The organism is Afipia sp. OHSU_II-C1, assembly GCF_000497575.1.
Taxonomy (GTDB): Bacteria; Pseudomonadota; Alphaproteobacteria; order Rhizobiales; family Xanthobacteraceae; genus Afipia.
The window spans coordinates 49,251-68,543 of sequence record NZ_APJI01000023.1 but is presented as its reverse complement, the minus strand read 5'-3'; the positions used below and the strand labels follow the sequence as shown (position 1 = coordinate 68,543).

Genomic DNA, 19,293 nt, shown 5'->3' with positions numbered 1-19,293 from the left:
CAGGGGGCCGCGGCTCTGAAACTGGCGCTGGCCTAGTCCGCCTTGTCGGATTTTGATTCCGTGGCGGCCGGTGGTGTGGGATTCTCGGGCGTCTCGGTGGACTGCGTCGGAACGGGGGCTTCCGCAGCGGGCGCAATCGGAGCAGGCAGCACCGGCACCGGCAAGACAACGGCAGCGGGGGCGCTCGGTTGCGGGGCTGCGGCCTGAGGCTGCGCCGCCGCCGGTTCGGCGGGAGCTTTTCGACCGCCGGTGAAACGATCGATCACCGATTTCACCGCGTCGCGCGTCTTGCGGTCCTTCAGGGAATCCAGCAGCGGCGCGGAGGCCGGCGAACGGCGGAGCAGCGATTCCGAATCCGGGAACACCAGCGGGTCATCCCACGGCCCTTGCACCACGAACGGCAATTGAAACGCCGGCGGCACATCGCTCGCGACGACAAGGCTGGCAACGCCCTTCAGATCGTATTCACGCGACGGCACCGACGCCGTGCCGGTGAGCAGGACGCGTATGGTCGGCCCTTCGATCCGCGCATCTTCTGCGGTGGCGACGCCGTCATTGAAGCGGATCGCGATATTCAGCGTCTCGAACGGCGTCGAGCCGCTGCGGAAATTGCCGGCGCCCGACAACGGGCGGCGCTCGAGACGCTTCAGAAGTTGTTCGACATTGAGTCCGCTGATCGCGCCGTCATGCCCCGTCAGTGTCGCGGTGCCGTCGAGCGACTGCGCCAGCGCAAACGGGCTGGCGCCCTTGGCTTCCAGCGCGAAGTTGAGATTGCCGCGCCCCGTCAGCTTGTTGACGCCGAACAGTTCCTGCACGCAGCTTGCCAGATCGACATCGGTGAACTGGAACTGGGCTTTGACATCCGCATCGGGATCGGTCCGGGTAATGCCGAACGAGCCCTTGAGGATGCCGCCGTAGATCTGCGCTTCGCCGATGCTCAGCGCCAGCGTGCCGTTGCGCAGATTGGCGCCGAGCGCGGTGCGGCCGAGCCGGGATGTGCCGATGGTGACCTTCGCAGCCGACAGACGCATGTCGAGATCGGTGGCGGAGAGGCCGCGCAGATCGAACAGTTGCCGGTTCCAGTCGCGGGCGCCGCTCGCGAGCAGGCGAATGGTCTCGATATAGGGCGAAAAGTCGAGCGTGTCGGCGGCCAAGGTCGCCTGCACGGTCTGGCGGTCGTTGTTGCTGTAGGTGATGACGCCTTCGGCGGTGTTGCCATCGAGCTCGAGATTGACATTGGTCAGCGCGATGGATTCGCCGACCACATTGGTGCGGGCCTTCAGCGAAAACCGTCCGAGGCCGCCGGTGCCGGGAGGGGCCTGTCCCGCCCAGCGCATGGCGTTGCGCAGCGAGGGGCTGTCGGCGGTCAGCGTGCCTTCCATCAGGAGGCTGGTGCGGTTGGCGATCGCACCGTCGAAAGCGAACTTGAGCGGCGCGCTCGCGACCCGGACCTTGATGCCGGATCGGTCGCCGGAGAGCGCGGCGATGAAGTCGTTGATGCTCAGGCTGCCGTCGACCAGTTCGCCCCGCCAGTTGAACTGACCGGTGGCGGCGAAGGAGCGCGAGATCGACGGCCATGCCAGCGACAGGTCGATCGCGTTGACGGTCTCGGCGATATCGCGGGCGTCGTTCTGATAGGTGAGGACGCCGTCCTTGATGCGGATTTCGGAGAACGACACCGGACTGTCGACGCCGGGCTTCACGGTGCGTGCCAGCGTTTCGACGATAGCCGACCAGTTGCTGCGGCCATCGGCGCTGCGCTTTACGTTGATCCGCGGATTCTGCAGCGTTACGTCGGCGATTTCATAGCGCCGCATCAGGAGCGGCAGCAGGCGCAGGTTGGCGGTCAGTTCGTCAACGGTCAGCGGCTCATCGGCGATGCCGCCGCCGCGCGAACTCGCGCCTTTCAGTCCGACCTGCCGGAGGGTGATGGAGCTACCGGGAAAAACCGAGACGCGGACGTCGCCGCCAACCTTCAGGTCGAGACCGGTCGCTGCGCGAATCTGCTTCTCGACCGAAAGCCGCACGGCGTTCTCGTCGATCATCCATGAAATGGCGATCAGGCCGATCAGCGCGGCAGCGAGAAATGCCGCAACCGGCATCCCGAGGCGCTTTATCCCTTGGGCCATCGTCAATGAGTTCATCCGGTAAGGTTGCTGTGTCGGGCATCGGCGGGTTTCCCTGCGCCGGGCAACCGCAACTTGATTGCTTTTCTTGACGCTTTCAAGGCCATCCGAAGCCTTAAACCCCGCAATCGCGCCCCAAAAGCAAAGGTATTCGAAGGTGTTCGGACGATGCGTCGCATTAAGCGGGATCGCAGCCGGCCGAACCGGCGGGACGCCGCGACGCGATTGACGCGCCTTGAAAATTCCGCCTAATAATCGGCCCCAACTCGGACTTGCCAACCACCACTCGAGCGGCTTGCCCGCCTGTTTTCCTCCATCAGGTTGCACCCCCATGAACAAGGTTTACCCCGACGCGAAATCCGCGCTCGATGGCGTTGTTAAAGACGGCATGATGGTCATGTCCGGCGGTTTCGGTCTCTGCGGCATTGCCGAGACCCTGTCCGACGCGCTGCGCGAAACCGGCGTCAAGAACCTGACGGTCGTCTCGAACAATGCCGGTGTCGACGGCATCGGCCTCAGCCGCCTGCTGGAAACCCGCCAGATCAAGAAGATGATCTCGTCCTATGTCGGCGAGAACAAGCTGTTCGCGCAGCAGTACCTCGCAGGCGAGCTCGAACTCGAGTTCAATCCGCAGGGCACGCTCGCGGAACGTATCCGCGCCGGCGGCGCAGGCATTCCGGGCTTCTACACCAAGACCGGCGTCGGCACGCTGATCGCCGAGGGCAAGGAAGTGAAGGAATTCAACGGCGAGAAGTACATCATGGAGACCGGCCTCGTCGCCGATCTTGCCATCGTTCACGCCTGGAAGGGCGATACCGCGGGCAACCTTGTGTACCGCAAGACCGCACGCAACTTTAACCCGATGATGGCGACCGCCGCGAAGGTCACGATCGCGGAAGTCGAGCATCTGGTGCCTGCGGGCGAGATCGATCCCGATCACATCCACACACCCGGCATTTTCGTCCAGCGCATCATCGCCGTGGATCCCGCGTTGAAGCGGATCGAGCAGCGCACCACGCGCAAGCGCGCATAACAGATTTCCTTAAGGAGAGCCCCATGGCCTGGACCCGCGAACAGATGGCAGCGCGCGCCGCGAAGGAACTGCGCGACGGCTATTACGTCAACCTCGGCATCGGCATTCCGACGCTGGTGTCCAACTACATTCCCGCCGGCGTCGATGTGTCCCTGCAGAGCGAGAACGGCATGCTGGGCATGGGTCCGTTCCCCTATGAGGGCGAGGAAGATCCCGACCTCATCAACGCCGGCAAGCAGACCGTGACCGAACTGCCGGACACCAGCTACTTCTCCAGCGCGGATTCGTTCGCGATGGTGCGCGGCGGCCATATCGATCTGTCGATCCTGGGCGCGATGCAGGTTGCCGAGAACGGCGACCTCGCCAACTGGATGATCCCCGGCAAAATGGTGAAGGGCATGGGCGGCGCGATGGATCTCGTCGCGGGCGTCAAGCGTGTCGTCGTGGTCATGGAGCATTCCGCCAAGGACGGCGCGAAGCTGCTGCATCGCTGCAACCTGCCGCTGACCGGCGAGCGCGTGGTCGACATGGTCGTGACCGATCTGGCGGTGTTCACCATCGACAAGCACGGCAACGACGGCATGGCGCTGATCGAACTTGCCGACGGCGTCACGCTCGATGAGGTGAAGGCCAAGACCGAGGCAACCTTCCGTGTCGCGTTGAAGAACGCCTGAACGCCTGGACCGTCATGACAGCGCAGCGCGGCCTCATTGGCCGCGCGACGCTATCGCCGGCCGAAGATGCCGGGATTGTGCGCGAACGGCGATTGCGCGCGCAAGTCGGTGTCGAGGGTTGGGTTCGACTGAACGAAACTGCCTGACAGCGACAGAGTGACGTTGGAGGTCGGCTTGAATTCGACCCCGGCGTTGACGCTGGTGGCAAGCGTGCCGCTAGGCTGCAGGCCGGGCGTGACAATCGATGTAAAGACGTCCGGTGTCGTTCGCAGCGAGCTGACACCTCCGAAGAGTGTCACTGGTGTGTCGCCAATGCCCTTAAAGCTGTAGCCGTATTGCGCGCCATCGGACGACAATCCGCTCCCGACAGTGAATGCGCCGGCGCTGAACGGGACGTTGAATGAATTTGCCGGTATGCTGTAGCTGCTGAACGAGAAGCCCTTGCGGAAACCGTCCTCGTCCGGAGCGTTGTCCCAATACTGCGTCGTTGTATCGCCGCCGAGCCCGAAAGGCCCGCCTGGGATCCAGTACCGGATGGGTGCGACCTGAGCCTGGGCGGCAGACGCGGCCAGAGTCAGTACAGCGGCGAGAGCAAGGGCGCACTTGACGGCGATTCGATATTTCAGAAGTTCCATCATCTCACGCATTATACGGTTGCGGCAGGTCCAAGCACAGCAAGTTAAGAATAAAATATGCTAGGTCTGACGGTATATCCGAGGCTCTTTCGATGCTGCGACGTCGTTGCGGCGTTTTTTCGGCGGCGCGCTCAACTGCAAAGGACAATCTCATGCGCGGCAGCATCGAAGACAAGGCCTTCCTGATCCTGATCGTCGTGGTGTCGCTGGCCTTCGGCTGGATTCTCACGTCGTTCTATGGCGCGATCCTCTGGGGCGTGGTGATCGCCATCATGTTTGCACCGCTGTACCGGCGGTTGCTGCAGCGGATGCCGGAGCGGCCGACTCTTGCGGCGGTGGCGATGATCTTGCTGGTCGTCATGATCGTGATCCTGCCGCTGACGCTGATCGCCGCGTCGCTCACCCAGCAGGCAGCCGCAGTGTTCGCGAAGGTGCAGTCCGGCGAACTCAACTTCGTCAGGCTGTTTCAGCAGATCCTGGATGCGCTGCCGCAATGGGTAACCAGTGTGCTCGACCGCTTCGGTGTCGCAAGCCTCGGCGGGATGCAGGAGAAAATCGCGGCCGGGCTGCTCAAGGGCAGCCAGCAGATCGCGGCCCAGGCCTTGAACATCGGTCAGAGCACGCTCGAATTCATCGTCAACGTCGCGATCATGCTCTACCTGCTGTTCTTCCTGTTCCGCGACGGCGGCGCGCTGTCGCGGCGCGTCAAGGACGCGATTCCGCTGCGCGCCGAGCTGCGCGATGCGCTGCTGGAGAAGTTTACGGTCGTGATCCGCGCCACGGTGAAGGGGAGTCTTCTGGTCGCCATGGCGCAGGGCGCGCTCGGTGGTCTGATCTTCTGGATTCTCGGCATCAATGCGGCGCTGCTGTGGGCGGTGTTGATGGCGTTCCTGTCGCTGCTGCCCGCCGTCGGAGCGGGACTGGTCTGGATGCCGGTCGCGCTTTATCTGCTGGCCACTGGATCGTTTCTTCAGGGCGTGATTCTGATCGCCTACGGCTTTCTGGTCATCGGCCTTGTCGACAATCTGCTGCGCCCGATGCTGGTGGGCAAGGACACCAAGCTTCCGGACTATGTGGTGCTGATCTCGACGCTGGGCGGCATCGAAGCCTTCGGGCTCAATGGCTTTGTCATCGGCCCGGTCATCGCTGCGATGTTCATCGCGGTGTGGGATATCTTTTCGATATCGCGGAATAAGGCGCGGGCTGCTGAGACCGATCTCTAGGCCGGTCCCTGCGGAATATCCGAGAACCGCGTCAGCCATGCCACCGGGCCGATGCTCGCCGCCACGATCAGAAGCGCGGCGAGGGCGCCGTCCTCGAAGCTGCCGCGGCTGGCATACTGATAGATCGAGGTCGCCAGCGTCTCGACATTGAGCGGCCGCAGCAGCAGCGTCGCGGGCAGTTCCTTCAGGCAATCGACGAACACCACAATCGCGGCGCCCAGCAGCGCCGGGCGCAGCAGCGGCAGGTGAATCCGCCGCATGGCGGTGATCTGCCCGGCCCCTGCGCTGCGCGCGCTGTCGTCATAGTCGAACGGAATGCGCTCGAAGCCGGCCCGCAGAAATCCGGTCGGCACTGCGAGAAAGCGGATCACATAGGCCATGACCACGGCCGCGCCCGAGCCCATCAGCACCAGGCCGGGCAGCGCGAGTCCAAGCCACGCCGCGATTGTGTTCAGCACGTTGTCGATTGTCAGCACCGGCGAGAGCAGGCCGAGCGCCAGCACCAGTCCCGGCAATGCGTAGCCGGTCTGCGCGATGTTGGCGGAGAATGTGCGCCATGAACCGGGACGCCAACGCGTGGCGAGGATTGTCGCCAGTCCGAGACCCAGCGCGACGAAGGTGGCGAGCGCCGCGAAACTCACCGAACTGAATGCGTCGCGCCAGATAGCGGTATCCATCGTCACCGACGATCGATGGATGCTCTGATACAGCAGAAACAGCAGCGGCACGACGAAGCCGAGCAGCGCAGGCAGGGCGCATGCGGTGAAAGCCAGCCAGCCTCTGAGTCCGGTAAACGGCGTGCGCGGCGTCAGCCGGGGACTCTCGGACGAAAATTCCGTGACGGCGTTGCGGCGGCCATAGCGCTCCAACGCGATCAGTCCGCCGACGATCACCAGCACCAGGCATGACAGTTGTGCTGCGCCCGCAAGGCTGCCGCGATTGAGCCAGGTGGTGAAGATCGAGACGGTGAGTGTCCGCACCCCGAGATACTCGCTGGCGCCGATGTCGTTCAGCGTTTCCAGAGCGACGAGCGCGAGGCCGACCGCCAACGCCGGACGGGCCATCGGCAGCGAGATGCGGCGAAACACATCCCAGCGTCCCGCGCCGAGGGTGCGCGCGGCTTCGGCAAACTCGGCGCTCTGCAACTGGAAGGTCGCGCGCGCGGAGAGATAGACATACGGATAGAGCACAATGCCGATGATGAAAATCGCGCCCGGCAGGGAGCGCAGGTTCGGTAACAGCGCCAGCGCATCGCGCGGCGGAAGCCACAGCGTCAGCGCGCGGTGGATCAGGCCGAGCGGTTCGAACAGATCGACATAAACGTAAGCCGCAATGTAGGTCGGAATCGCCAGCGGGAGCGGCAGCAGCCAGAGCAGCAGTCCGCGTCCCGGGAAATCGTGCGATGACACCAGCCACGCGGTGCCCGCACCTGCGAGCAGTGCGATTGATCCGACGCCGATCAGCAGCGCGGCTGTGTCGCGCAGCGCCAGCGGCAGCACGTACTCGATAAGATGCGACCACAGACCGGGCGCGGGCTGTGCCGCGATCACGACGATCGCCAGCACCGGCAACGCAACAAGCGCCGCCGTGAAGACCGCCAGCGCCGAGACGGCGGGCTCTGCGACGCGCGTGGTGGTCACGTGTCCTCACTCCCTCTCCCCGCATAACCCGTCGAAGACGGGCGTAAACGCCCTTTCGCTGGGGAGAGGGTTGGGGTGAGGGGCTTTTGGTATCGGTCGATCAGAACGAGCGCCTCAATTGTCGAAGCCGACCTTGTCGACCAGCGTGGAGGCGGCCTTTCGGCTCGCTGCGATCTTCGCGATCGGCAGCGTGTCGGCGGTCAGCTTGCCGTAGCCTGCGATGGTCGGATTGACGGCGACGCCGGCGCGGACCGGATATTCGTAGTTGGCATCGGCATAGAGGTGCTGCGCGTGTTCGCCGGCCAACCATTCGATGAACTTGACTGCATTGGCGCGGTTGGGCGCGTTCTTCGCCAGCAGTACGCCGGACAGATTCACATGGGTGCCGCCGCCCGCGAAGGTCGGCAGGATCACCCTGGTGGCTTCCGCCCATGGCTTCTTGTCGGGGTCGTTGTTCATCAGCGCCCAGTAATAGGTGTTGCCGATGGCGAGGTCGCACTTGCCCGCCGCGACGTCGCGCGCCTGCTCGCGGTCGCCGCCGGACGGCTTCTGCGCGAGATTGGCCTTGACGCCGCGCAGCCATTCTTCGGCTTTCGCTTCGCCGTGATGCGCGACATAGGCCGCGAACAGCGCGTTGTTATAGATGTGCTGACCGGAGCGGATGCAGATCTTGCCCTTCCACTTCGGGTCCGCGAGTTCCTCATAGGTGATGGCGTCCTGCTTGACGCGGTCTTTGGAGGCGTAGATCACGCGCGCGCGCATCGAGATGCCGGCCCAGTGGCCGTCGGGATCGCGATATTGCGCCGGTACGACCTTGTCGATGACGTCTGACTTGATCGGTTGGGTCACCCCGGCCTGCACGGCTTCATCGATGCGGCCGATATCGACCGTCAGCAGCACGTCGGCGGGACTGTTGGCGCCTTCCGACTTGATGCGCTGCTCAAGGCCGGAACTCGCCGAGACGATATTGACCTTGATGCCGGTGTCCTTGGTGAAGGCGTCGATCAGCGGCTGCACCAGCTTGTTCTCACGATAGCTGTACACGTTGACCTCGCCGGATTGGGCGAATGCGGCCGCATTCAGGGTCATCGCGGAAGCGATGACGGTTGCGGCGGCGAGAATGCGAGATCGTGACATGATGAGGCTCCGGCAGCTTTGATGAGCGTCGCGGCGCTGAGCGTTGCAGCGCGCGGTGCCGGTTCTGTAGCGCAGAGAGCGCGCACATTCACGCGGCGCGATGTCGCGAGATCGCTGATTTAGAGAGATTCCAGAGTGGCGATCAGGCGATCGCGCTGGCGTGCGAGAACACGACCTCGATCAGCGTGCCCGAATGCGGCGCGGTCTTGATGTGGAATTGCGCGCGGTTGGCTTCGACCAGCGCCTTGGTCAGCGACAGGTTTACCACCGAGCCATCCGCCGTCTGGTCCGATGCGCCCGTCGTGCGGAACGGCGCCATGGCGGCGGCGATCTCGTTGTCGTTGAGACCGGGGCCGGTGTCGCGGACGCGCAGCACGATGTCGCCGAAATCGGTGGTGGCGGTCGAGACGATGACCTGCCCGCCGGCATTGGCCAGATGAATCGAATTGCCGATCAGGTTCAGCGCGATCTGGCGCAGCGCGCGGGCGTCGGCCTTTACGGTCGGCAGCGCGTGGGCGAGCGATGTGCGGATGATGATGCGTTCGCGATTGGCCTGCGGCTGCATCACGGCGACGCATTGCTCGACCATGCTGTTGAGGTCCTGGCTCGCGAACGACAGTTCCATCCTGCCGGTTTCGATACGCGACAGATCGAGCAGATCGTCGATGATCGCCATCACGCGCTGCCCGGAAGCGCGGATGTCCTTCATGTATTCGACATAGCGTTCGTTGCCGAGCGGGCCGAAGCGCTCGTCGATCATCACGTCGGCGAAGCCGATGATGGCGTTCAGCGGCATACGGACCTCATGGCTGATCCGTCCGAGGATGTCCGCTCGCGCGTTCACAGCGCGCTCGACCTGCCGCTTCGCCTGCACCAGTTCGCCTTCGCTTTTCCGTGTCTGCGACTGGTTACGGAAGATCGCGAAAAGGCGTGCGCCGTCCGGCCGTGTGCGGCCCAGGGTCATCGACAATGGAATGACGCTGCCGTCACGGGCGCGGCCCAGCATCTCGCGGTCGTGGTTGAGCAGACTCGTCACCGCGGCGGTCCTGACCTCGCTCACATAGTCCTGCACGGCGCGCTGGCTGTCCGCTGCGAACAGATCGGTCAGACCGAGCGTCGCCATTTCGTTGTCGTCACGGCCGAACAGTATCTCGGCGCTGCGATTGCAGGAAAGGACGCGGCCCTGAGCGTCGAAGACAATGACGCCCTCGGCGGTGTTGTCGAGAATCGTGCCGAGTTCTTCGGCCTGTGTGGTGTCGTCGCTGGCGACCGTGACCGGCGTGATGGCGATTGCCGGCGCGGGTTCGATCCTCGGTTCGCCTCTTGGCTCGGCGCGCGGACCGGAAAACACCAGCGCATGCGCCGGCTCGTTGTCCCATGTGATGGCGAACAGCCGGGCGTCGGCGGGCTCGCCCTTGTCCGGGCCGCTCTTGCTGGTGGCCGCGATCACGACAGGCGTGCCGGTCTCGGAGGTGCTGCTGGCAGAGCCCGCACCGGCCTCGACAGTCAGCGCATCGAGACCGCCGGCCTCTGTCAGCGCGTGAAGGTCTTCATAGCCGGTGGAGGCGAGAAACGCCTTGTTGGCGTAGATCAGCCGGTCGAGCCGATACACCAGCACACCGACCGGCAGGCGGTCGAGCAACAGCGAATCCTGTGCGGCATTGGCACGCGGCAGGATTGGCTCGGGCTGGAGAAATGCGGGAGGATGTTCAAGCGCGGGCGGTTCGGACACGGGTGCATGGGGCGGCGCAGCGTCGTCGGCAGCAAACAGTTCTGCGACGGAGGCGTCGGTGAGCGTTTCGTCCTCGGCTGCATTCTCCAGACGCGCCGACAGCCGCCGCGCCAGTTCGTCGAACGCGTTGCTTTCGACAGCCGTCAGCGTCGGCGATTTCGGTTCGGCCACCGGGAATGGCACGACGTTCTGCGGAGTGTCCACCATGGGCTTCTGCTCCGTTTTCGGGACACTGTCCCTTGGGAAGTTATCTTGCACGCTGTCCGCGGCATGCACCACCGTCTCTGACGGAAGCACGCTTGCTGGCGGCTCGTCCACAATGTGTTCGTTGACCGGCTCGGGCGCCGTCGTGTCTTGCCGCGGCGGTTCGCCGGGCTGCGCCGCCGCCGGAGGCTTCGGCGCGTACAACACGTCGTCATGGCGCTGGGCGGCGAGCCTCGCCATGCCTTCGACGTCGCGGCAGATGCCGAAGCCGCGATAGCCCAGGAAATTCCCGGCGCGGTCGTAGAGCGGCAGTCCTGACAGTTCGACCGGCAGCCGGGCGCCCGCGCCGTCGGCAGGCCAGTTCACGACAATGCCGCTCCAGGTGTCGCGGGTGGCGACGGCGGCCGCGACCTGGCCCTCGGGATCGAGGCCGAGCGCATCGGCGATCTCGCCCCACGGCCGGCCAAACGCGGCAGCCGTGCGCGCGCCGATCAGGCGGCTGAATTCGTCGAAGCCAAGCGAGAAGCGGCTGTCCTCGTCCATGTGCCACATGAAGCGCAGCGGATGCCGCCGCGGCGTCAACGGCGGGCCGTCCATCTCAAGCAGCGTTGCCGATACATCGCCGGCGTCGGCCGAAGCAGAGGGTTGGCGTCGTTCGTCATCAATATAGATGCGCGTGACGTTTTCCGCTGGCCTGTCGTGATGCGTGGGCTCTCCGCGCGGCGCGTCTGCATCTGCGGCTGGCTCAGGTTCTTCGCTCGCGATGTGCCGAGGCGCTGCGGTGTCCGCAACAGTCTGAGCTGGCGCTTCCGGTTCGGACGAGTCATCGAACACGGATTCGAAAAGATCGACCGGGGTCACGCCGGCGGCGTGTGCGGTTGTCTGGCCGGAAACCTGTGCTGGCGTTTTTGTTTCAGCCGGAGCGGGTTCAGCGGGTGCAGTCTGCTCAGCATGCTCCGTGCCGCTTGCGCGCACCGGCTCCGCCGCTTCCGGCGCCAGCACCACTGGCGTCGGCTTGGGCACCGGCTTGGGCACGATCACGGGATCGATCAATGCAACCAGGGCGGTTTCGTCGCCGCTGCCGACGCGATGGACCGTGACGCGGCTGGAGTCCATTTGCAGGATCGATTGTCCGTTCCGCAGGGCGCCGGTGCGTGCGTCGTCGAATCCGGGCCCGGTCAGATCGTTGAACAATCCGGGGAATGTCTTCGCAGCTTCGTTCGCGCCCGCCAGCGCGCCGTTCGGTGTGAATGTCATGGCCGGCATGGCAATGCTGTCGACCAGATGCGCAAGCCGCTCGGTGAGCGGCATCGGACGTCCGGCAGGATCGGCGGCGGCGATGAGAATCCCGGCGCTTCCGTCCGCGAAGGTGAGCCGCGCGCAGGAGCATGTCAGCAGGCGGCCGAGCGGCGCGCCGAAACCGCGCAGCCGTTCAAGCCGTGATGCGCCTGACGGTGACAATCGCGCTGCCAGCTGAGCGGCCTGGCGGCGATGCGGGTCGGCGGGGCCGATGGTTTTCTCGGCGAGGGCGGCGGCGTTGCGTTCGCCGAACAGCCGCGCTCCGACTGTGTTGGTCCAAAGAATGTGCGCGCCGTCGAGCGACCAGACCCACGCAGGCAAGCTGCTTGTCGCGTGAACCGCAAGGCGCGGATCGCGGATGCCATGGAGCTGGAAGTCGGCTTCGCGGGTCTTGGGCAACGGGTCTGTGTCTCGCTTTCGTGGCGCCCTGATTGGGGCGCGGGAGGTGGATCGGACAGCCTTAACAAATGATTAGTATGGCGCGGCTGCCGCAAGGTCCACCAGTGCGGCGCGAGACTACCGCTCCAAACCAGCGATAACGTTAATTCCCTCGGGCCTGCGCTGAACCCCGACGCCGCTCGGACGTTGGGTGTTGCAAAAGATATTCAAACGTTCACGATGGACATGCAGGAACTGTCGTTGCGCTGCGTCATATGTGGTGCCACCCGGCGGTGAATTGCGGACACGGGTCCGGCAGGACCCGAATGTAACAGGAGGGCGCGATATGACTGGCAATCAGTTCGAGATTCCGAAGGAAATGCGATCGATGGCGGAAGCGAGCCTCGAACAGGCACGCAAGGCATTCGAGACCTTCATCAGCAGCGCGCAGCAGACGGCGGCGGCGTTCGGCGGCTCGGCGCTTGGTGGTCCGGGCAGCACCGCCAAGGAGATCAGCGCCAAGGCCATCGCGTTTGCGGAAAAGAACGTGCAGACCTCGCTGGCCTATGCGCAACAGCTGATTCACGCCAAGGACCTCACCGAGGTCATGCGTCTCCACACCGAATACGTGCAGGGGCAGATGCGGGCGCTGGCGGAGCAGGCCAGTGAAATGGGGCAGACCGTGACCCGTGCCGCCATGGATGCCACCAAGCCCAAATAACCTGTCCGGCACAGGCCATTTTGGAGGGTCGATCCGGCGCTCGCGCCGGATCAGGCATGCGCCAGCCTTGTTGCAATGCACAAAATCCCCCGTATAGTGCCGAATAGAAACGGACCGCCGCCAGCCTTGACGGGCCCGCGGCCGGTTGCGCCGTTCCGGCGGCTTCACTTCCAGACACAAGGACTGCCTTTATGAGCGCGAACGATCCATTCGCTGTTGTCCCCTTCAAGGTTCCCGAGCAGTTTCGCGCCTTCGCCGAGATGGGCGTTTTCCAGGCCCGTGATGGCTACCAGAAGCTCAAGGACGCAGCCGTTTCCAACAATGGGGCACTCGAGGCGCTGGTTGAGCAGTCCACCAGGAGCGCCGGCGATTTCACCTCTAAGGTGATCGGAATGGCGCAGACCAACACCGAAGCCGCGTTCGCCTTCACCCAGAGCCTGATGGGCGTGAAATCGCTGCCGGAAGCCCTCGAACTGATGAATGCTCACGCCCGCAAGCAGTTCGAGGTTCTCACCGCACAGTCCCAGGACCTTGCGGCCCTGACCCAGAAAGCGGCGGCTGCGGCTGTCGAGCCGATCGCCGCCGGTGCGGCAAAGGCTTTCAAGACCGGCGTCTGATCGCGGAATCTGTTACCGGCAGGGCCTGCGCCACTGAACCGTTTCCGTCGCCGCGGTCACCAATAACGGGCTGTTGGCGACGTGATTTCGGCAGGTCAAAGCGTCTTGCCAAAGCGCGGCGTTGCACCTAGTTTCCCGCGAAATCGCCGCCCTCGGCGGGGCAGCCGACTGGCCGCCGTCCGATTGAAAATGCAGTTGTAGCTCAGCTGGTTAGAGCGCCGGATTGTGGATCCGGAGGTCGGTGGTTCGATCCCACCCAACTGTACCACTTCCAAAGCCCCGAAAATCCGAAGTCTCAGGCCGACTGCGCCAGCAGGACGCGGATTTCCTCGCCTGTTGCAGGCCCGCTTCCGGGATGGGTGAGGGTTGCGAAGGTTCCGATCGCGGCGGGCCGCCCAACGAGATAGCCCTGAACCTCGTTGCACAATTCCGATTGCAGGAACGCCAGCTCCGCCGGTGTTTCGACGCCTTCCGCCAGCACCGGCAGACCGAGACCGCGGCCGAGGCCGAGCACGGCGCGCACGATGGTCGCGGCCTGCTCGTTGGTGTTGACCGACTTGATGAACGAACCGTCGATCTTGATCTTGTCGAACGGGAATGCGCGCAGGTTGGAGAGCGATGAATATCCGGTGCCGAAATCGTCCATCGCGATATGCACGCCCAGCGCCTTGATCCGCCGCAGTGTGGTGAGCGCGCGGTTGAGATCGCGCACCAGCGCGGTCTCGGTGATTTCGAGTTCGAGCCGGCCGGGCGCGAGGCCGGTTTCCAGCAGCACCTCATGCACGAGCTGCACGAAGTTCTCGTTGTAGATCTGAACCGCCGAGACGTTGACGGCAATGGTGAGAGGCTGCGGCCAGCTCGCGGCCTGTTTGCACGCTTCGCGCAGGACCCATTCGCCGATGCCAAGAATCGCGCCAGTTTCCTCTGCGATCGGAATGAATACGGCCGGCGAAATCGAACCGCGGGTCTTGTGATTCCAGCGTAACAGGGCTTCGAAGCCGACCACGGTCCTGCTCTGGATGTCTTCCTGCGGCTGATAGACCAGAGTGAACTCCCCGCGCGACACCGCCTGCCGCAGATCGTGCTCCAGCACACGGCGGTCGTGAACTTCCGCGCCCATTTTCGCTTCGAAGAAGCGGTAGGTGGCACGGCCTTCCATCTTGGCGCGGTAGAGCGCCGTGTCGGCGTGGGTGAGCAGCGTCTCACGGTTGTCCGCATCGTCCGGGCAGATTGCGATGCCGATGCTGCACGAGGTCATGTTCTCGCTGTCGGATTTATCACCGTCGGATCGCAGTGCCTCGATAATGCGCTCGGCCAGCCGTCCGGCCGTGGCGGGGCTGGACAGTCCGGGGACAAGGACCGCGAATTCGTCGCCGCCGAGGCGCGCGACCATGCATGTCTTGTCGAGGATCGCGTTAACCCGTGAGGCGACGGTCTGAAGCACCTTGTCGCCGGCCGCGTGTCCGAACAGATCGTTGACCTCCTTGAACCTGTCGAGGTCGAAGCAGAGCACGGCGCACTTCTGTCCGCCTGCGAGGGTCGCGGCGATTTCATGGTCGAGCCGCGCATGGAAGGTGCCGCGGTTGGGCAGCGAGGTCAGCGCATCGTGATGCGCGAGATAGCGGATATGCTGCTCAGCCTTCTTGCGCGCCTGCAGGTTGCGCACGGCGATGACGTGATGCGCATGCCCGGCGAAGTCGATCGGACGCAGGATCAGTTCGACCGGAATCATCGATCCGTCGGCGTGACGAAGATCGGCCTCCACCGGCTGGTTAGGGGCGGCGAACAGTTTCGCACGCGCGCCGGCATCCGGAATGTACGATTGCAGGTTCGTACCGATGAGCTTGTCCGACGTTGAGCCGACAAGCTGCGCGAAACTGGTGTTGACGGTCACAGCGATATCGCCGTCGCAGACCAGCAGGCCTTCGACCGCGGCATTGGCGAGACCGCGCATGCGCTCGGCTTCAAGCACCGAGCGGCGCTGATCGCGGATGTCCAGCGCGAGGCCGGCCAACGCGAGGATGATGATGGTAAAGCTTGCGACCGCGACGCTGAAGGCGAGCCATGCAGCCGGCAAGGCCTGCTGCGACACCTTGATGGTTGGGTCCGGCATGATCGATGCGGCGCCCATGGCGGTGAAATGATGACTGCAGATCGCAAGGGTCAGGAGCAGCGCGCCGGTGGCTTTCCATCGCTCCGATTGACCATGGAGACCCGCCGGCAGCGCTGCCGCGCCGATCACGGCTCCCAGAAGAATCGAGACCACCACCAGCGTTGGATCCCAGAGGATCGTCCCTTCGATCTCGAACGCTGCCATGCCGAGATAATGCATGGTGGCGATGCCGCCACCGACCACGGCGCCGCCGAGCCACGGTCCCAGCCGCCATTTGGGCTGCATCGACATCGCGAGGCCAACGCCCGTTAGCACGATCGCGGCGATCAGCGACAGTGCTGTCAGGGAGATGTTGTAGCCGTTCGGAATTCCGGGCGAGAACGCCAGCATCGCAATGAAATGCGTGGACCAGATGCCGAAGCCGGTCGAAATGGCGGAGACCGCAAGCCAGACCTTGCGCATGTAACCGGTCGACAGGCGCGCATGTCTGAGCAGATTGATGGCCGCGAGCGACGCGATGGCGCAAATCACAGCCGCGAGCCCCACAAGCCGCAGATCATGGGCGGTGGCGATGCAGTTGTAGACTTTCAACATGGGACAACCTGGAACGCGAGAACACGCAAGCGTCGGCAGGTACGGGGAATTGCGTAAGAAGAGGTAAACTCGCCGGCGCAGGTTTGACGGATGTGGTTGCGCGGGGTGCTATCGGCTATCGTTACGATGTGTACGCACAGCGAACAATCGCGAGAAACCCTGTGCCGCAATCACTTTTCGCATGCGGTCGAAGTATCCCGCAGGAAACCGGGGACTAACGCGCAATAAACCATGTGACGATGAGAAGATGTTTCTCTCGCCGATCAGCGGTCCGCGCGGCTCACCACATCCATCAGTTCGGCGATCTTGCGCCGCTGGTCCGCCTTGTCGCCAGACGTAATCGCATGCTCCACGCAATGGGCGACATGATCGCGCAGGACCTCTTCCTCGACCCGCCGCAGCGCTGCACGGGCGGCTGCGATCTGCGTGACGATGTCGATGCAATAGCGATCATCTTCGACCATTCCCGCGAGACCGCGAACCTGGCCTTCGATCCGTTTCAGCCTTTTCAGGCATGATGACTTGATTTCCTTGCGCATGCCATACTATATACCCCCATAGGGTATATGTTGCAAGTGGAGAATTGGAATCGTGGCGTCATCGGATCATCAGAGCAACGGCAAGGGCAGTTGCTGCGGCGGACATGGCAATCAAGGTTCCGGCGGTCACAGCCACGACAAGCACGCTCACGCGCACCACCATTCCCATGTGGCGGGCCACGGCCACGTTGATGAAGATCAAGCGGGTCAGGCGATCGATCCGGTCTGCGGTATGACCGTCACCATGGCGACCGCGAAGCATCGACTTGCGTACAAGGGGCAGGACCATTTCTTCTGCTCGGCGGGCTGCCGGACCAGGTTCGAAGCCGACCCGGAAAAATATCTCGCGCCGAAATCGTCACAGCCTGAAGAGAAGCTGCCCGAAGGCACCATCTACACCTGTCCGATGCATCCCGATGTGCGACAGGTCGGGCCGGGGAGTTGTCCGATCTGCGGCATGGCGCTCGAGCCCGAAACCGTTTCGCTGGATGATGCGCCCGATCCCGAATTGATCGACATGACGCGCCGCTTCTGGATCGGTCTCGCGCTGACGCTGCCGGTGTTCGTCATCGACATGGCGGCGCATCTCGGCGGCATCCACCTGCTGCCGCTGCAAACCTCGAACTGGCTGTCGTTCGCGCTGGCGACGCCGGTGGTGCTGTGGGCCGGCTGGCCGTTCTTCGAGCGCGGCTGGCAGTCGATCAGGACTCGCAATCTCAACATGTTCACGCTGATCGCGATGGGCACAGGCGTCGCTTACATTTATAGCGTGGTCGCGACGCTGGCGCCGCAGGTGTTTCCGGACGCATTCCGCGATCACCACGGCGCGGTTGCGGTGTACTTCGAAGCGGCCGCCGTCATCACCGTTCTCGTTCTGCTGGGTCAGGTGCTCGAACTGCGCGCCCGGGCGCGCACGTCAGGCGCGATCCGCGCATTGCTCGGACTTGCGCCGAAGACGGCGCGGCGCATCTCGCAGACCGGCGACGAGGACATCGATATCGACGCCATCGCGGTGGGTGATCTGCTCCGGGTGCGGCCGGGCGAAAAAGTCCCGGTCGACGGCACCGTCACCGAGGGATCGTCGCTGGTCGATGAGTCCCTCGTCACCGGCGAGTCGATGCCGGTGAAAAAGGCGATCGGCGCGCAGGTGATCGGCGGCACCGTCAACCAGAGCGGCGGCCTTGTGGTCCGCGCCGACAAGATCGGCCGCGACACCATGCTGGCGCGCATTGTCGATCTGGTGGCGCGGGCGCAGCGCTCGCGTGCGCCGGTCCAGCGGCTCGCCGATCAGGTCGCAGGCTGGTTCGTGCCGGTGGTGATCGCGGCGGCGTTCGCGGCGTTCGCGGCATGGGCGGTGTTCGGTCCCGAGCCCCGATTCACCTATGCGCTGGTTGCCGCGGTGACGGTCCTCATCATCGCGTGTCCCTGCGCGCTTGGTCTTGCGACTCCGATGTCGATTATGGTCGGCGTCGGCCGCGGCGCGCGGTCCGGCATTCTCATCCGCGACGCCGAGGCGCTGGAGCGGATGGAGAAGGTCGACACCCTGGTGATCGACAAGACCGGCACGCTAACCGAAGGCAAGCCGAAGGTGGTCGCGGTGATTCCCGCGAATGGAATTACGCGCGGCGAACTGCTGCGGCTGGCCGCCAGTGTCGAGCGCGCTAGCGAGCATCCGCTGGCCTTCGCGATCCTGAAGGCCGCGAAGGAGGAAGGTCTCGCGCTTTCCGATGTGCAGGGTTTCGACTCGCCTGTGGGCAAGGGCGCGACCGGTACTGTCGATGGCCGCCGCATTGTGATCGGCAATGCCGTGATCATGCAGCAGTCGAGCGTCGACACGAAGGCACTGGAGAAGGACGCACGCGACCAGCGCGAGCGCGGTGCGACCGCAATCTATGTCGCTGTCGATGGCCGCGCTGCGGGCGTCATCGCCATTGCCGATCCGGTCAAGCCGAGCGCGCCTGAGGCGCTCAAGCAACTGCGCGCCAGCGGTCTGCGCATTGTCATGCTGACCGGCGACAATGTGACGACGGCGCAGGCGGTGGCGAAGGCGCTCGGCATCAGCGACGTGGAGGCTGACGTTCTGCCCGAGCGCAAGGGCGATGTGGTAACGCGTCAGCGCCGCGAGGGCCGCGTGGTGGCGATGGCCGGTGACGGCATCAACGACGCTCCCGCGCTTGCCGCGGCCGATGTCGGCATCGCCATGGGCAGCGGCACCGATGTGGCGATCGAAAGCGCGGGCATCACGCTGCTGCGCGGCGATCTGATGGGGCTGGTGGAAGCCCGGCAACTGTCGCGGGCGACGATGCGCAATATCCGCCAGAACCTGGCGTTTGCCTTCCTGTACAACGCAGCCGGCATTCCGGTCGCGGCGGGTGTGCTTTATCCGGTGTTCGGGATTCTGCTGTCGCCGATGATCGGCGCTGCGGCCATGGCGCTGTCGTCGGTCAGCGTGATCGGCAATGCGCTGCGGCTGGCGCGCATGAAGCTTCAATCATAAGAGGCTTCATTCGAAGTTGTTCGGGTCACGCGCGATAGCAAGGGAACATGCGCATGAAAAAAGGCCGGGCTAAAAAGCCCGGCCTGTTTAGTTTTTGGCCACGTGAGGCCGACACAATCACCTTCCAAGAG

The 19,293-nt window shown here is 64.2% G+C and carries 13 protein-coding genes and 1 tRNA gene; 7 read left to right on the top strand and 7 right to left on the bottom strand.

The genetic code is table 11. The features are described from left to right. Positions 1-32: 32 nt before the first annotated feature. Complete coding sequence (locus I554_RS0122330; RefSeq protein WP_024574316.1) at positions 33-2,129, bottom strand: AsmA family protein; 2,097 nt, start codon at positions 2,127-2,129, stop codon at positions 33-35. A 328-nt stretch (positions 2,130-2,457) separates the two neighbouring features. On the opposite strand from I554_RS0122330, the gene I554_RS0122325 reads away from it, so the two are divergent. Next, positions 2,458-3,159: a CoA transferase subunit A gene (locus I554_RS0122325; protein ID WP_024574317.1), complete on the top strand. Its 702-nt coding sequence runs from the start codon at positions 2,458-2,460 to the stop codon at positions 3,157-3,159. A gap of 23 nt (positions 3,160-3,182) precedes the next feature. Then, positions 3,183-3,833, top strand: a complete 651-nt coding sequence (locus tag I554_RS0122320) for a 3-oxoacid CoA-transferase subunit B (RefSeq protein WP_024574318.1) — start codon at positions 3,183-3,185, stop codon at positions 3,831-3,833. A gap of 50 nt (positions 3,834-3,883) precedes the next feature. Here I554_RS0122320 and I554_RS0122315 read toward each other — a convergent pair whose 3' ends face one another. Further along, positions 3,884-4,471 (bottom strand): hypothetical protein, encoded by a 588-nt coding sequence (locus I554_RS0122315; protein ID WP_024574319.1) that lies wholly within the window; start codon positions 4,469-4,471, stop codon positions 3,884-3,886. A 149-nt stretch (positions 4,472-4,620) separates the two neighbouring features. On the opposite strand from I554_RS0122315, the gene I554_RS0122310 reads away from it, so the two are divergent. Further along, positions 4,621-5,691, top strand: coding sequence for an AI-2E family transporter (locus tag I554_RS0122310; RefSeq protein ID WP_024574320.1), 1,071 nt, complete (start codon positions 4,621-4,623; stop codon positions 5,689-5,691). Here the strand turns inward: I554_RS0122310 and I554_RS0122305 are convergent. From I554_RS0122305 to I554_RS0122290, 3 genes are all read right to left on the bottom strand, one after another. Beyond that, positions 5,688-7,331, bottom strand: coding sequence for an iron ABC transporter permease (locus tag I554_RS0122305; RefSeq protein ID WP_024574321.1), 1,644 nt, complete (start codon positions 7,329-7,331; stop codon positions 5,688-5,690). The two genes, I554_RS0122310 and I554_RS0122305, sit on opposite strands and share 4 nt — an antisense overlap. 114 nt (positions 7,332-7,445) lie before the next feature. Further along, complete coding sequence (locus tag I554_RS0122300) at positions 7,446-8,468, bottom strand: Fe(3+) ABC transporter substrate-binding protein (RefSeq protein ID WP_024574322.1); 1,023 nt, start codon at positions 8,466-8,468, stop codon at positions 7,446-7,448. Between the two features lie 142 nt (positions 8,469-8,610). Continuing rightward, positions 8,611-12,102, bottom strand: a complete 3,492-nt coding sequence (locus tag I554_RS0122290) for a PAS domain-containing protein (RefSeq protein ID WP_024574323.1) — start codon at positions 12,100-12,102, stop codon at positions 8,611-8,613. 325 nt (positions 12,103-12,427) lie between these two features. Here I554_RS0122290 and I554_RS0122285 point away from each other — a divergent pair, with 325 nt between their 5' ends. The 3 genes from I554_RS0122285 (at position 12,428) to I554_RS0122275 (ending at position 13,687) form a co-directional block, all read left to right on the top strand. Next, on the top strand, positions 12,428-12,802 hold the full coding sequence (locus tag I554_RS0122285) for a phasin family protein (RefSeq protein WP_024574324.1): 375 nt from the start codon (positions 12,428-12,430) through the stop codon (positions 12,800-12,802). A 191-nt stretch (positions 12,803-12,993) separates the two neighbouring features. Beyond that, positions 12,994-13,419, top strand: coding sequence for a phasin (locus tag I554_RS0122280; protein WP_024574325.1), 426 nt, complete (start codon positions 12,994-12,996; stop codon positions 13,417-13,419). Positions 13,420-13,610: 191 nt separating this feature from the next. Next, positions 13,611-13,687, top strand: a tRNA-His gene (locus I554_RS0122275). A 27-nt stretch (positions 13,688-13,714) separates the two neighbouring features. Here I554_RS0122275 and I554_RS0122270 read toward each other — a convergent pair. Together I554_RS0122270 and I554_RS0122265 are read right to left on the bottom strand one after the other, a co-directional pair. Then, the gene (locus I554_RS0122270) at positions 13,715-16,126 is read right to left on the bottom strand and encodes an EAL domain-containing protein (RefSeq protein WP_024574326.1); all 2,412 of its coding nucleotides are present in this window, start codon (positions 16,124-16,126) and stop codon (positions 13,715-13,717) included. Positions 16,127-16,389: 263 nt separating this feature from the next. Then, the gene (locus I554_RS0122265; protein WP_024574327.1) at positions 16,390-16,665 is read right to left on the bottom strand and encodes a metal-sensitive transcriptional regulator; all 276 of its coding nucleotides are present in this window, start codon (positions 16,663-16,665) and stop codon (positions 16,390-16,392) included. Positions 16,666-16,834: 169 nt separating this feature from the next. On the opposite strand from I554_RS0122265, the gene I554_RS0122260 reads away from it, so the two are divergent. Beyond that, positions 16,835-19,162: a heavy metal translocating P-type ATPase gene (locus tag I554_RS0122260; RefSeq protein ID WP_275450899.1), complete on the top strand. Its 2,328-nt coding sequence runs from the start codon at positions 16,835-16,837 to the stop codon at positions 19,160-19,162. Positions 19,163-19,293 lie beyond the last annotated feature (131 nt).

What these genes read in the sequence shown, in the direction of transcription:
- I554_RS0122300 (WP_024574322.1), bottom strand. Translation starts at nt 8,468, where the DNA reads ATGTCACGATCTCGCATTCTCGCCGCCGCAACCGTCATCGCTTCCGCG.
- I554_RS0122270 (WP_024574326.1), bottom strand. Translation starts at nt 16,126, where the DNA reads ATGTTGAAAGTCTACAACTGCATCGCCACCGCCCATGATCTGCGGCTT.
- I554_RS0122325 (WP_024574317.1), top strand. Translation starts at nt 2,458, where the DNA reads ATGAACAAGGTTTACCCCGACGCGAAATCCGCGCTCGATGGCGTTGTT.
- I554_RS0122280 (WP_024574325.1), top strand. Translation starts at nt 12,994, where the DNA reads ATGAGCGCGAACGATCCATTCGCTGTTGTCCCCTTCAAGGTTCCCGAG.
- I554_RS0122320 (WP_024574318.1), top strand. Translation starts at nt 3,183, where the DNA reads ATGGCCTGGACCCGCGAACAGATGGCAGCGCGCGCCGCGAAGGAACTG.
- I554_RS0122310 (WP_024574320.1), top strand. Translation starts at nt 4,621, where the DNA reads ATGCGCGGCAGCATCGAAGACAAGGCCTTCCTGATCCTGATCGTCGTG.
- I554_RS0122315 (WP_024574319.1), bottom strand. Translation starts at nt 4,471, where the DNA reads ATGATGGAACTTCTGAAATATCGAATCGCCGTCAAGTGCGCCCTTGCT.
- I554_RS0122330 (WP_024574316.1), bottom strand. Translation starts at nt 2,129, where the DNA reads ATGGCCCAAGGGATAAAGCGCCTCGGGATGCCGGTTGCGGCATTTCTC.
- I554_RS0122285 (WP_024574324.1), top strand. Translation starts at nt 12,428, where the DNA reads ATGACTGGCAATCAGTTCGAGATTCCGAAGGAAATGCGATCGATGGCG.
- I554_RS0122265 (WP_024574327.1), bottom strand. Translation starts at nt 16,665, where the DNA reads ATGCGCAAGGAAATCAAGTCATCATGCCTGAAAAGGCTGAAACGGATC.